Below are 13,340 nucleotides of genomic sequence, written 5' to 3'. Positions count from 1 at the left end.
GGATTATAAAACGCTAAGTTGGATCAAACTAGACTACTGAGGGTGGATTGGGAGAGATAACACCCTCAGTTGTCATGGATGTTCTAAATTTTCGCCAACTTTTATTAAAAAATCAGCAGCTATCAAAAAATGAACACTAATTACATTAATGCGTGCATTTTTTCGAGGATTCTAAAACTCAGTGCTTGTTTTGATTCGAGAGCGAGAGCGAGTTCACCCTCTGGCCAGAAAAGCGTCATCGCATTGTCATTGCTGTTGAACCCCTGACCTTCAACCGATACGTCATTGGCGCAGATCATGTTGAGGTTTTTCTTCACTAACTTGCCTCGCGCATACGTTTCGACATCATTGGTTTCTGCGGCGAAGCCGACGGTAAACGGACGCTTATCTGTCATTGCTGCAACTGACGCAACAATATCAGGGTTTTTTACCATTTTGATGACCATCTGGTCGTTGTCTTCGGTCTTTTTCAACTTTTGAGACGCGATTTCTTCAGGTCGGTAATCGGCTACGGCAGCACAGCTGATAAATGCATCATGGCTGGTGGCGCGTTCCATCACTGCATCAAACATCTCCTGAGCGCTTGCGATGTTAATGCGCTCAACGCCAGCAGGTGTGCTTAAACTGACTGGACCACTGACTAAAGTGACTTTAGCCCCCAGTTGCGCCGCTGCGTTCGCCAGTGCAAAGCCCATTTTACCAGAGCTGTGGTTGCTGATGTAACGCACGGGATCGATGGCTTCCTGGGTTGGACCTGCAGTGATGAGTACGGATTTTCCTTCGAGTACTTTAGGCTGAAAAAACTGCTCGCACAGATGCACCAGTTGCATTGGCTCTAACATACGACCTGGACCGACATCGCCACATGCTTGTTCACCGGCACCAGGGCCCCAAATGTGCATGCCGCGACGAGCTAGGGTGGCGATGTTCTCTTGTGTTGCCACGTTACTGTACATCTGTTGGTTCATTGCCGGAGATACCGCAACTGGCGAATCAGTAGCTAACACTAACGTTGTCACTAGGTCGTTCCCCATCCCTGCCGACAGTCGAGCAATCAAATCTGCCGTTGCTGGAGCAAGCAGGACTAAATCGGCCCATTTTGCCAATTCAATATGCCCCATCGACGCTTCAGCGGCGGGATCAAATAGGCTGTCAGAGACTGGGTGGCCAGAGACCGCTTGCATGGTGAGTGGAGTAATAAACTCCTGAGCCGCCTTGGTCATCACGACGCGTACTTGTGCGCCTCTCTCTATTAAGCGACGGGTTAGCTCCGCACATTTATACGCGGCAATACCGCCACTGATGCCGAGTAGAATTTTCTTTCCTGCTAGTGTTTGCATGTGAGATCTCCAATTTTTCTGGCGACGAGTTTAGCACAACTCAAACTTCTGCCACCCCGTATAACCCCAAATAACCTTGAGAAGCGGTTTAAGCTCGTGCTGAAAACACCGTCGCAACCACCATTCCTATATCGAATTACTTGGCAATAGCGCTCAGTTACCACGCTCTGAACTCTTAATTTGAAGTCATTTTGGGGTATTTCTCTCCAGAAACTAATCGAAATCAAACTCGGAATAGTATTCGGTTGAGCAGCCATAAAAATTCCGCATACTTCCCGGCAAATTTGAACCTAGTTTGAATGATTGAAAAGAAAAATAAGGTCATAGTTCATGATATTAAAAAGTCGAAATAAATTGTTGCTGATCACTTTAATTCCCTTACTGTTGATCACTACATTGATATCGGTGGTGTATTACATCAATAGTAGTAACAGTCTAGAAGAGGAGTTGGTTCGCGATAGGCATGAGTTGTTCGAGACTCGCAAGAAAGAGCTGGCTGCCCACATGATGATGGCGGTAACCGCGATTAAGCCGCTTTATGACGCTGACATAAACGGTAGCAATAAAAAGGCCGCGAAAGAAATTTTAAGGGCGATGCGCTTTGAAAGTGATGGCTACTTCTTTGCTTACGATTCCAAAGGCGTGAATACGTTGCATGCCATCAAGCCATCACTAGAAGGCAAAAACTTATATAACCTTAAAGATGAAAATGGCGTTGCAGTGATTGCTGGCTTAATTGACTCTTCAAAAAGAGGCGATGGTTTTTTGTCTTTCTCTTGGCATAAACCAACCATCGACGCACAAGCACCTAAGTTAGGTTACGCAGAGTATTTGTCGAAATGGGATTGGGTTCTCGGTACTGGCATTTACATTGATGATATTGACCATCAGGTTGCCAAGCAGCGTGAGCTACGCATCCAGGAGCTGAATCAAAACACTTTATTTGCCGTGATGATCTCGGTCATTGGCCTCATTTTTACCAGTATCCTAACTAGCATCGTGGTTTCTAAAGGCATCAAGCCTTTACAGCATGTGGCCAACTCTCTGAAAGATGTGGCAGCTGGCGGTGGTGATTTAACCGCTCGGTTAAAAGTAGAAAGCAAAGATGAAGTAGGGGAATTGGCTGCAGCATTTAACGAATTCATGGATAAGCTGCATCCGCTAATGACAGACATTCACCGTTCTGCATCGACTGTACAGAGTGTTTCTAAAGAGCTAAATGACAAAACCATCACAGCGAGTGACCAGATGCAAAACCATTGCCTGGAAACCGATAAAGTGGTGACAGCGGTAACACAAATGAGTATGACCGCAAAAGAAGTCGCCAGTAATACCAGTGCAACGGCAGAGGCAATAGAAGATGCGAACAGCCAAGTGACGGAAGCTCAGCGTGAAGTAGAGCAGGCGATTGATGGCATCACTGATTTAGTTGCGGAAATTAACAGCACATCGGATGCTATTTTGGCGCTGAGCCAGCAGACAGATCAAATCACTAAAGTATTGGATGTGATTGGAGAGATTGCTGAGCAAACAAACTTACTGGCGTTGAACGCTGCGATCGAAGCCGCGCGAGCGGGAGAGCAAGGGAGAGGTTTCGCTGTGGTGGCCGATGAAGTTCGCTCGCTTGCCAGCCGTACGCAAAACAGCACCCATGAAATTGGAGACATGTTGAAACTGTTGAGAAGCGGCGTTTCACGTGCTGTAACCACCATGTCTGCAAGCCAAGAACGCGGAGTGAAAACGGCAGAAGAATCAGCGCTTATCCAGCAGTCTCTGTCGAGCGTTCATCAATCCATTGGCACCATCAGGGATATGGGAATTCAGACTGCGTCGGCAGCCGAAGAACAGAGCGCGGTCTCTGAAGACATCAATCATAACTTGGTTGCGATTCAACAAATCGTAAATAGCATTACTGACACCCTGCAACACGCGGAGACGATCAGTACTAAGCTGTCGCAATCCGGAACTGAGATTAACGATCTGGTTGGTAATTTTAAACTTTGATGAACCACTAAATTACACAGAAAATCAGAACGGAACTAAAAAAGCGAAAGTCATACTCGACTTTCGCTTTTTGTTTTGTGGAATAGGGGCTCTTACCTATAAAGAGACAGTCGATGATACTCAAATCCTTACCGAATGAGTCGATGCCTCGGGAGAAGTTGCTCCAGAGAGGACCACAAGCGCTAACCGATGCTGAATTACTCGCTATATTTCTGCGTACGGGCACGCAAGGCATGAATGTGATTGAGTTGGCGGATTTCCTAATTCAGGATTTTGGCTCGCTCAGGCAGCTGTTTTCGGCCTCAGAGAAAGACTTTTGCCAACATAAAGGTTTAGGGCAAGCTAAATATGTTCAACTACAAGCCGTGCTTGAGATGACTCAGCGTTATTTAGCGGAAACTTTAAAGCGTGGTGATGCCTTAACCAGTCCGGAACAGACAAAGTTGTACCTCTCCTCCATTTTAAGAGATCGACAAAGAGAGGCTTTTTACATTCTTTTTCTCGATAACCAGCACCGAGTTATAAAAGATGAAATCTTATTTGAAGGAACGTTGGATGCGGCGTCGGTTTATCCGCGAGAAGTGGTGAAGCGAGCCTTGCATCATAACGCGGCAGCCTTGATTCTCGCTCACAATCATCCGTCTGGTGTGGCGGAGCCGAGCCAGTCTGACAGAAGAATTACTCGCCGTTTAATCGACGCTTTAGCACTGGTAGATATTCGCATTTTGGACCATTTCGTCATCGGTGATGGAGAAAGTGTCTCTTTTGCTGAAAGAGGATGGATATAACTGTGCGTTTTTTAGGTTGTTAGTTGCAAAAAATCTGCTATCATCCACGCCACTAAATTTTAAACTGAATTCAGCTTGGACTGCTAGAAAAAACCTGCTGTCTAAAAAAAGATCACGAAAACCTGTAAAAAGGATCTGTTCGGGTCTTGAGCAATGCATGTCAAGTTAGTATAATGCGCGACCTTTGATAGCCTTGTATGGATTTTCCATAGCGGTTCTTAACCTCTAACTTCTTTTTGAGAGATAGAGAGGTTCGGCCACCAAGGTTGATATCGAGCTGAAACGATTTTGGAGAAGACATTCATGTCACGAGTATGCCAAGTAACTGGTAAGCGTCCAGTAACGGGTAACAACCGTTCACACGCACGAAATGCTACTAAGCGTCGTTTTCTGCCGAACCTACAAACTCATCGTTTCTGGGTAGAGAGCGAAAAACGTTTTGTTAAACTACGTCTATCTGCTAAAGGTATGCGCATCATCGACAAGAAAGGTATCGATACTGTTCTTGCTGATATGCGTGCACGTGGCGAAAACGTTTAAGAGGAAATAAGCAATGGCAAAGAAAGGCGTTCGTGAGAAAATCCGTCTAGTATCTTCTGCAGGTACTGGCCACTTCTACACAACTGATAAGAACAAGCGTAACATGCCAGGCAAATTTGAGATCAAGAAATTTGATCCAGTTGTACGCCAGCACGTTATGTACAAAGAAGCAAAAATCAAGTAATTGGTTTCTGACTCTTTTACGAATTGAAAAACCCAACTTTCGAGTTGGGTTTTTTATTACCTCCAGTTCCTAGCTCCCATCCCAATTACTCTTCCTCACTGCTTTCAGCATCTGTTTACAGATTTTCTAGTCAATATTTATCTGCTTTGCTAATTTACTGTGACTTACAGAAATTAGGAGTGATTATGCGCATTAGTCCGGCTCGTCGTCGCCGATGGAACAATATCCTTATCCTAGGTGTTATCGCTTTTATCGTGATCTTAAATGCGCCGATGTGGATCAAAACCTACTTATTATCAGAAGAGGTGAATCCATATCCTAATTTACTACGATCTGATCATCAGGTGAGTGCGATTTACTATAGCGGTTGGGAATTAGAACTTAAGAACGGCGAGTGGCAGGCCAATATTAAAGTGAGTATTCCTTCTGAAGAGCTTGTGGCTCGCTGGCAGTCTTTAGAGGGCACGGAGCTTACTGAGCAGCAATATGAGGCGTTGAAACATCAACTTAAAGCGCCAGAGTCGATCGAAGTATGGTATCAGGATCTTGATGAACCACAGCGTATCACCTTCTACCGCTTAAGCGATTTTTGGCTGTTCAAGAACTGGCAAGATAAATGGATTGCGATTTCAGTGGATGATGGTTACCTCCTTCCTAAGTAATATGACTGCTTGAATCATCCCTGTATTTATCCACGAGTTTTCGATTATGCTAGCCGAGCAGATTAATAAGAATAGACAATTGAACGGAGCCAACAATGCCTGAATTACCTGAAGTCGAAGTCAGCCGTATGGGAATCACGCCGCATATGCTTGATCAAACGATCCAGGCGTTTGTGTTTCGTACCCCCAAACTACGCTGGGATATCCCCCAGGAACTGAAACAGCTTGAAGGGCAGGTTATTCGCGCAATCAAGCGTCGTGCTAAATACCTGCTTATTGAGACAGATATGGGAACCGCGATTGTTCATCTCGGCATGTCGGGCTCGCTACGTGTGCTTGATGCCGATTTTCCTCCGGCGAAACACGATCATGTGGATCTGAAGCTGACTAATGGCAAAGTATTGCGCTACAACGACCCACGTCGGTTTGGAGCGTGGTTATGGTGCGCGCCAGGTGAGTCTCACACCGTGCTTGATCATATGGGGCCTGAGCCGTTAACGGACGAATTCAATGCTGAATATGTGGTAGAAAAAGCTCACGGCAAGCGTGTCGCTGTAAAGCAGTTCATTATGGACAACAAAGTTGTTGTCGGCGTTGGTAATATCTACGCGAATGAATCCCTGTTTAAGTCGCGGATCCATCCAACCAGACCTGCAGGCCAAGTAACGGCAGAAGAGTGGAAGTTACTGGTTACCCACATCAAAGCCACGCTAGAAATCGCAATCAATCAAGGTGGTACTACCCTTAAGGATTTTGCGCAGGCAGATGGTAAACCCGGTTACTTCGCCCAGGAGCTGTTGGTATATGGTAAAGCAGGAAATCCTTGTCCTGAATGCGGAGAGCCGCTTCAAGAGCAGAAGATTGGTCAGCGTAATACTTTTTTCTGCGATGAATGCCAGAAGTAAAATTTTTCGCTAGAAGTGCTTTGAAATAAATGGATTGTGGAGAAGCGGAGGCCTGAAGTAACCAAACATGGTTAATTCAGGCTTTTCCATTAATGGCGCTTTTTGCTGTGCATCGCGTTCGCGACTATTTTTGGTACGAATGCACTGACGTCACCACCATGAATAGCGACTTCGCGAACGATTGTCGATGAGATAAACGCATACTCTTCGGCCGGAGTGAGAAACACGCTTTCTAACCCGGGAAGTAAACGGCGGTACATATTGGTTAAACCGAATTCGTATTCAAAGTCTACTGTGGTTCTCAGGCCGCGTATCAGCACGTTCGCATTGACATCACGAGCAAAGTCCACCATCAGTCCGGAAAAGCCTTGGGCAGATACATTGTTGAGATGCGCGGTGACATCTTTGACAAAGTTGACGCGCTCTTCCAGTGTAAACATAGTGTTTTTACTTGGACTTTCGGCGACAGCGACAATCACTTCATCAAACATATCAGCGGCACGTTCTATCAGGTCCAGATGGCCGTTGGTAATTGGATCAAAAGTTCCTGGGTATATTACTCTTTTCATTTTTCTATTTTCTTATAAAGCTCAAGGTACTGCTGGGAAGTATAACGAATGTCGAACGTCTCGAGCTTTTTAATGCCGTTTTGTATGAAGCTTGCTCGTTTTTGTTCGTCTTCATAGAGTGACACAATGGCATCGGCTAATGCATCGGCATTTCCGGGCTCTATTAATAAGCCATTATAGCCGTGCTCAATAATATCTGGGATCCCTCCGGTGTTCGAGCCAATCACAGGTAAACCCGCAGACATACCCTCTAAGATTACTGAACCAAGTCCTTCCGTGTATGACGGGTGGATTTGCAGATCTGCAGCGCTAAACCAGTCACCCATATTCGTTTGTTTACCTTCAAAGCTAACGTTATTAAGTCCGCTAGCTTGTTGCTCAAGAGCAGGTCGCTCTGGGCCATCACCGAGTAAACAGAACTGTATGGGCAGGCTGGATTCTTCGAGTTTTTTTGCCGCAGAAATGGTGATATCAAACCCTTTATGTTTAAGCATATTCGCGGCCTGAATGACCAAAAACTTGCCCGGAAATCTTTGTTTAATTGATTGAACGGTTTTCTCGTCAATCGGATATTGGACAGGAGAGCTCGGGATTTTGTGTGTCTGTAAAGCGGGATAGGCATCATTAACACGCTGAACAATCTCGGTACTTAAGCCGACCACTGCTTCTGCTTTAGAATAGGCCAGGTTCGCTAACCATTTCTTTTTTAAAGCGTTGTCGATACGGCGAGTGACAATATATGATGTGCCATACAGCATGTGCTGAATCAAAGCCCAGTAAATGGCTCTGCCTTCATGTACATGGACCAATGCACAATGTTGAGTTATCGACTTTGCATGAGCTTTAGTAAAGTGCGTCGCGAGCACCAGCTTTACGTCCAGTTGACGGACGGCATCAGCGAAAGGGCTTTTAGGATTGGCGACAACAGTGAGGTCATAGCCTAACTTAACTTGCTGTTTGATAAGCTGAAGCGTCTGGTTTTCACCACCGTGGTACCCTGACGCTAAATTCACGTGGCAGATATTCATGCTTTGACTTGCTCGCATTGAAGGTTATTTAGAACGTTATCCAGCATGGCAATGACGGACTCACTGGTAATTCTTTCCATCGCTTTTTCGTCTTGCACTCTGGTACGCCAGTCGACCTGAGAAGGCAGTTTTTGAGTCTCCGCCCACAGCGCGTCGTTGTACGCTGAAACGACCAACGAGCGATAGTTATAAGGCCCGGTACGTTCTGGATTATGATGTGCATAGAGCCCAATAACAGGAGTGCTCATGGCATTGGCCATATGTGTTGGTCCGGTGTCTGGCGCTATCACAACATCGGCTTTATCGAGCAATGCCAGCATTTGAAGCAGTGAGCTTTGGCCAATAAGGTTGGTGACAGGCGTATCAAGTGCTTGTTCAATATCACGACCAAGGTCTTTTTCAACTTGCGCAGGACTTCCGGCAAGAATGACATTCAGATTGTTCGCCATGGCATGATGAATCACGTCTGCATACCCCGCAGCCGTCCAATTCTTGTAGGCCTTACTCGCACCAGGAACAATCACTACGTTTGTTTTGTCGTTGGAAAGGTGTTTAGTCGCCCAGCTTCGTGCGTCATCATTATATTCCAGCGACCATGATGGGGTGAATTCAGGCACACCAAGCTCAATCGCAAACTGGCGTAAGCCATCTAAAACATGATTGGACTCAGGAGAGGGGACCTTGACGTTAGTGAACAAGCGTTGACCGTCTTGACTCCTCTTGGCATCAAACCCAAGCTTGTATTTGGCTTTGATCCCCATCGTCAGTAGGCTGGCTCTGATGGCATACTGCATGTGCAACAAAGCATCAAAGCGTGTGCCTTTAAGTAGCTTCCAAACCCTTAGATATTCGGAAAAGCCATTCTTTTTGTTAAACACCACTACGTTGATATTTGGAATTGATTCAAGTAACTCAGCCTCCAGTTTTCCGGTGATCCAGGTGATCTCCGTAGTTGGCCAGTGCTTTTGTATAGCTTGCACAACTGCGATGGTGTTGCAAACGTCACCAATCGCAGAGAGTCTAAGGATACAGATTTTCTGTGGTGGTTTATTAAAAGGGCTCATGACTATGAAGAGGTTTGTTATTTATCTATGAATTATGCAGTTGCATCTACAGAATGTATACCCAAATAACCCTGAGTTGCGTGATTTGGCGAGATAGGAGCCATGATCGACTATGCAACAATTTTAATTTTTAGTGGTCCAACCCTTGAGTATTAAGAGGTTTCTTTAATCATTTTGCTTGATCTAAGTACAGTCTTTTGCCAAAAAGTTGAACTAGGATGAATTTTTGGTTTCAGGAGCACAGAATAGAGTGCTAATTGTAAAAACCAGGTCAGTTTTTGATATTATTTCTCTGTTTTCTATTAAAAATAAATTTAAACTTTACTTGGCCTTATGCGTCTAGACCCATACTTTAGTCTTTGCTGTAAGGAAAGTGACATATACTTATCGTAATTGGTGGATATATTAATGACAAACGTGGCTGTATTTGTTCCACACAGAGCACAATTTGGAAACATCACAACGCAAATTCCATTGCTTTGCGCCATAAGGAAAGAAATTGGAGACGCAAATATTACGATTTATACCAAGGCCAAAAGCAGTCAACTTCTTGTGTGTAATGGACTTGCAGATAACGTCATTAACTACAAAGGTTGGAATATTCTAAAAATAGTAACGAGTATCAATTCGAATAAATTTGATAAAGTTTTTAATATTTACTCCGGCTCTGAGCGTGTTCATGCGGCACTACTTCTGGCGAAAACAAAAGAAAAATACGCGTTTAGTAACTCCAGGTTTTTGAATAAATGTGGTTTCTATAGCAAGCATTTATTTACGCCAAAAGGTCGACAGTACATCGCAAAAAACAATCTCGATTTAGCTAATGTCGCATTTGGTACTAACTACGATACCACGATTATAAATATGCTGGGCTCCGAAACCGGACAAGATGCAAAGAAAAGCGCGTTAACTTTGGTGCCAGCTGGTGGCGCTGGTGCTTTTAAAGTCTGGCCAATTGAAAAGTACTGTGAAGCTGCGAAAGAGATCTACCTTAAGTCAGATAAGATTGAAAAAGTGAATGTTATTCTTGGTCCTCAAGAAAGCTCGAAGTCAGCAATTGTAGATAACTTATTACAAGACATACCATACGAAATAAAGCACTCTCCCTCTATTTCTCGATTAGTCGATATTGCCAATGAGTCTGCGCTAACGTTGTCGAACGATTGTGGCCCGTGCCATATCTTCCAGATGATGAAAGTGCCGATGGTGATGATTTGGGGTTGGGAGTTTTGCAAAAATTCGGCAAAGGCGCCTTATTTCGTATTACCAGAGTGGTACCACAGTACTGATCATTCTTGGTGTGTGTTCCCTTCTGAGTGTAGCAAGTCTATAGAATCTATATCTGTAGAAAGGGTGAGTAGCTTATCTTTGATGGAGTTAAGTCGAAACACTCCGCCGGCGGCGGCGGTATAAAGCTAACCTGTTCGGCCAACCAGATACTTATATGGCAAAAGGCTTCTTAGCATCTATCGAGGTCAGTAAGAAGCCTTTAAGATGTTGAGTTAATTGCAGTATCATTGCTTAATACAAATCACTTAACGATTTTATCTTTGTCATTCCAGCGAGCCCTAGCGAGACTAGGAATCTAATGGCAGCGCGCTGAGCAGCTAAATGAAATCACTTTGGCTATAAAGTGCTCGGAAGTTAGATCCTGAATCACGCTCCTTCGCCGCTGTTCAGGAAGAAGAGAGTTAAATATGCCATTCGCTGTTAAACGAACGGCATTAAGTATCATTGCTGTTTCTTTTTCCACGCTTGCTTGATCAGTTGATAGTTCTTTTCCATGATATTATTCACGTCCAGTGGTGCGACTGACTCACGGCAGGCTTCTCGGAATTCGTCAGCTCTTGCTTTGTTTGCCCAATAACTCATTTCTTTTGCGAGCTTTTCAGGCGAAAAGTCAGATTCAAGAATAGAGCTGACGTCGTCGTTCATCACTTCTTTTGCTCCGCAGTCAACAGTGGTAATCACAGGGCAGCCGCTTGATAACGCTTCAATAGCAGTAAAACCAAATGGCTCGTATTTAGTTGGGAAAACATAACAAGAAGCCATGCTAAAGAAGACTTCAGGGGTGCTTTGTTTGCCTAAGAAGTAACATTTATCTTCAATACCAAGTTCTTTAGCGAGATCTTTGTATTGTTGAGGGTGTTGCTCATTACCCACAATAACCAGGCTTGCCTGTTCGTTAAGCAGGCTAAATGCCCTGAGTGTCGGCTCCAACCCTTTGCGGTGATAGCCAGAACCTAAAAATAGGAAGATAGGGTGCTGATCGTCAATTTTCAGTTTCTGCTTTAACTCCGCGACTTGTGACGCGCAGTTTTTACGCGAGAAACGGTTCAAATCAACCGCGTTATGAATAGTGGCGATTTTCTCCGGAGACACCCCGTAATCTTCCATGATTTCAGTACTGCTTTTATGCGAGTTCGATACTACAAATAAATTATCGGCAGACGACAATGCTTTACGTTCGATATACATGGAGACGCGATCCCTTGGTGTTGGGCGCTTGTCTTTTCTCAAATCAACGATGTGTTTACGAGTGCCCCCACCAACGCGAATCAAGTCGTGTGTCCAGGTTTTCCCCAACGCATAAACAATATCATAGTCATTTTCATTGACGTGCTTTTCAACCGCTTTTGCGAATCGATAGGCTCGATGCGCTTTACCAATGCTTATCGGTTTTAGTGTGACAAACTTAATGTTTGGGTGACTTGGCTCTTCGTGAGAACGGCAAATAATGGTGACATCTTCACCTTGTTCACACAGGTATTTGGACAATTGATTTAAGAACAGTTCTGTGCCGCCAACCTTAGCGTGACGCATGTGAATCAGTGCAATCTTCATTATGAACCCTAAAACAGAAAATGGTTTTTATGTTAGCTGATGCTCTAAGTTTACCAAAGGTCGTCGAGTAAAGATGCTGTTAATGCTGTATTTTCTGGGCCAGAAAGAGAAAGGATCTTCCATTCAGCTCCATTGGTACTGTCATCATAACCATGTAGAATACTCCGCGTGACGCTTGAGCTGAAACTTAATCATGGGGCTACATGAAAAAAACTAGCGAAAACACTTCAGGAAAGCCTGGTCAGACTGGGCTTAAACGTATCTATAACGCAACTTTTTATTCCGCTAAAGGACTAAAAGCGGCATTCAAACATGAAGCGGCCGTTCGACAAGAAATGGCCTTATTCGTCTGTGCTGCCATTATCGTGTTCTGGCTGGATTTGTCCTCGACAGAACGTGTTTTGATGCTTGGTAGTGTCATATTAGTGCTGATTGTCGAGTTACTTAACTCTGCCATTGAAGCGGTAGTGGATCGCATCGGCGTGGAGCAACATGAGCTCAGTGGCCGGGCGAAAGACATTGGCTCGGCAGCGGTGATGGTTGCGTTGCTTTTGGCTGCGTTTACTTGGTCAACGCTCCTCTTTTTTTAAGGAACACCATGAAACTTTTTCATCACGGCAATACTCGAGTTTGGTATGACGAGTCATTAGTTTCAGAGCCGGAAAAAGCGCTGTTTGATATTGAATACTGGCAGAGTCTGAACGCGGTTGTTGGCAGTGCAACTGGGCGTGGAACCACTTGGTTTGTTCAACTTGATACCATGCAAGCTGCGCTGCGTCATTATCGACGTGGTGGTCTGTTCGGAAAGTTAGTGAAAGATCATTACTGGTTTTCTGGTTGGGACAAGACGCGCAGTGCCGAGGAGTTTCAGCTGTTACTCACGCTCACGGAGGCGGGGGTTAACGTACCTAAGCCCATCGCAGCAAGAGCAGTAAAAACAGGCTTAACCTATCAGGCAGATTTACTCAGTGGGCGTATTCCCAATGCGAAAGATTTAGTCAGTATCCTTCAAGAGCAGGCTTTACCGGCGGAGACGTACCGTAAAGTTGGGCAAGAGATTGCCAAGATGCACGGTGCTGGTGTTAACCACACGGATTTGAATATTCATAATATTCTAATCGATACTCACGAGAAAGTTTGGATTATTGATTTTGATAAGTGCTGCCAACAAGCTGGCTCAGAATGGCAAAGAACGAACTTAGATAGGTTGTTGCGTTCTTTTCGCAAAGAACAGCGCAAGCGATCAATTCACTGGCAAGAAGATGAGTTTAATCATCTTCTTGCTGGATATAAGTGACAGATGATTGGCTTAGTTGTACGACGAACGAGATAAAAACCTGCCTGCGCTTTCGTTCTTATTTTCCCTCGCACCTCATGTTTATGGTTTCCCTGATATTTTTCTCACAACATGA

14 protein-coding genes are annotated in these 13,340 nt (G+C 44.7%); 9 read left to right on the top strand and 5 right to left on the bottom strand.

What is annotated here, in order from left to right:
- Positions 1 to 140 precede the first annotated feature (140 nt).
- A complete protein-coding gene (gene coaBC / locus L9Q40_RS16535) occupies positions 141 to 1,340 on the bottom strand; it encodes a bifunctional phosphopantothenoylcysteine decarboxylase/phosphopantothenate--cysteine ligase CoaBC (protein WP_498793987.1) in 1,200 nt (399 codons plus the stop codon).
- Positions 1,341 to 1,670: 330 nt separating this feature from the next.
- Between coaBC and L9Q40_RS16530 the strand changes: the two genes are divergently transcribed.
- The 6 genes from L9Q40_RS16530 to mutM all read left to right on the top strand — a co-directional run bounded on the left by L9Q40_RS16530 (position 1,671) and on the right by mutM (position 6,423).
- Positions 1,671 to 3,344 (top strand): methyl-accepting chemotaxis protein, encoded by a 1,674-nt coding sequence (locus tag L9Q40_RS16530; protein ID WP_498793986.1) that lies wholly within the window; start codon positions 1,671 to 1,673, stop codon positions 3,342 to 3,344.
- 113 nt (positions 3,345 to 3,457) lie between these two features.
- The gene (gene radC / locus L9Q40_RS16525) at positions 3,458 to 4,132 is read left to right on the top strand and encodes a RadC family protein (protein WP_014230584.1); all 675 of its coding nucleotides are present in this window, start codon (positions 3,458 to 3,460) and stop codon (positions 4,130 to 4,132) included.
- Between the two features lie 303 nt (positions 4,133 to 4,435).
- Complete coding sequence (gene rpmB, locus L9Q40_RS16520) at positions 4,436 to 4,672, top strand: 50S ribosomal protein L28 (RefSeq protein WP_005384783.1); 237 nt, start codon at positions 4,436 to 4,438, stop codon at positions 4,670 to 4,672.
- 13 nt (positions 4,673 to 4,685) lie between these two features.
- Positions 4,686 to 4,856, top strand: a complete 171-nt coding sequence (gene rpmG / locus L9Q40_RS16515; protein ID WP_004410866.1) for a 50S ribosomal protein L33 — start codon at positions 4,686 to 4,688, stop codon at positions 4,854 to 4,856.
- Between the two features lie 185 nt (positions 4,857 to 5,041).
- The gene (locus L9Q40_RS16510; RefSeq protein ID WP_498793985.1) at positions 5,042 to 5,518 is read left to right on the top strand and encodes a hypothetical protein; all 477 of its coding nucleotides are present in this window, start codon (positions 5,042 to 5,044) and stop codon (positions 5,516 to 5,518) included.
- A gap of 95 nt (positions 5,519 to 5,613) precedes the next feature.
- Positions 5,614 to 6,423 (top strand): bifunctional DNA-formamidopyrimidine glycosylase/DNA-(apurinic or apyrimidinic site) lyase, encoded by an 810-nt coding sequence (gene mutM / locus L9Q40_RS16505; RefSeq protein ID WP_498793983.1) that lies wholly within the window; start codon positions 5,614 to 5,616, stop codon positions 6,421 to 6,423.
- 89 nt (positions 6,424 to 6,512) lie between these two features.
- Here mutM and coaD read toward each other — a convergent pair whose 3' ends face one another.
- From coaD to L9Q40_RS16490, 3 genes are read right to left on the bottom strand one after another with little or no spacing between them, the layout of a single operon-like run.
- A complete protein-coding gene (gene coaD, locus L9Q40_RS16500) occupies positions 6,513 to 6,992 on the bottom strand; it encodes a pantetheine-phosphate adenylyltransferase (protein ID WP_319553529.1) in 480 nt (159 codons plus the stop codon).
- Entirely contained in the window at positions 6,989 to 8,020 is a 1,032-nt protein-coding gene (locus tag L9Q40_RS16495) for a glycosyltransferase family 4 protein (RefSeq protein ID WP_498793981.1), read from the bottom strand. The genes coaD and L9Q40_RS16495 overlap by 4 nt, the downstream gene beginning before the upstream one ends.
- Positions 8,017 to 9,084 carry a glycosyltransferase family 9 protein gene (locus L9Q40_RS16490; RefSeq protein WP_498793957.1) on the bottom strand — a complete coding sequence of 356 codons (1,068 nt, stop codon included), beginning with the start codon at positions 9,082 to 9,084 and terminating at the stop codon, positions 8,017 to 8,019. The genes L9Q40_RS16495 and L9Q40_RS16490 overlap by 4 nt, the downstream gene beginning before the upstream one ends.
- Before the next feature lie 408 nt (positions 9,085 to 9,492).
- On the opposite strand from L9Q40_RS16490, the gene L9Q40_RS16485 reads away from it, so the two are divergent.
- Complete coding sequence (locus L9Q40_RS16485) at positions 9,493 to 10,497, top strand: glycosyltransferase family 9 protein (RefSeq protein WP_498793980.1); 1,005 nt, start codon at positions 9,493 to 9,495, stop codon at positions 10,495 to 10,497.
- A 318-nt stretch (positions 10,498 to 10,815) separates the two neighbouring features.
- Here L9Q40_RS16485 and L9Q40_RS16480 read toward each other — a convergent pair whose 3' ends face one another.
- Positions 10,816 to 11,928 carry a glycosyltransferase family 4 protein gene (locus L9Q40_RS16480; RefSeq protein WP_498793979.1) on the bottom strand — a complete coding sequence of 371 codons (1,113 nt, stop codon included), beginning with the start codon at positions 11,926 to 11,928 and terminating at the stop codon, positions 10,816 to 10,818.
- A gap of 203 nt (positions 11,929 to 12,131) precedes the next feature.
- Here L9Q40_RS16480 and L9Q40_RS16475 point away from each other — a divergent pair, with 203 nt between their 5' ends.
- Positions 12,132 to 12,518, top strand: a complete 387-nt coding sequence (locus L9Q40_RS16475) for a diacylglycerol kinase (protein ID WP_498793978.1) — start codon at positions 12,132 to 12,134, stop codon at positions 12,516 to 12,518.
- Between the two features lie 8 nt (positions 12,519 to 12,526).
- The gene (locus tag L9Q40_RS16470; protein WP_498793977.1) at positions 12,527 to 13,225 is read left to right on the top strand and encodes a 3-deoxy-D-manno-octulosonic acid kinase; all 699 of its coding nucleotides are present in this window, start codon (positions 12,527 to 12,529) and stop codon (positions 13,223 to 13,225) included.
- The last annotated feature ends 115 nt before the right edge of the window (positions 13,226 to 13,340 follow it).

Source organism: Allocatenococcus thiocycli (assembly GCF_921292965.1).
Lineage (GTDB): Bacteria > Pseudomonadota > Gammaproteobacteria > Enterobacterales > Vibrionaceae > Vibrio > Vibrio natriegens.
The sequence above is the reverse complement of the archived record's forward strand: the minus strand, read 5'-3'. Positions and strand labels throughout refer to the sequence as shown.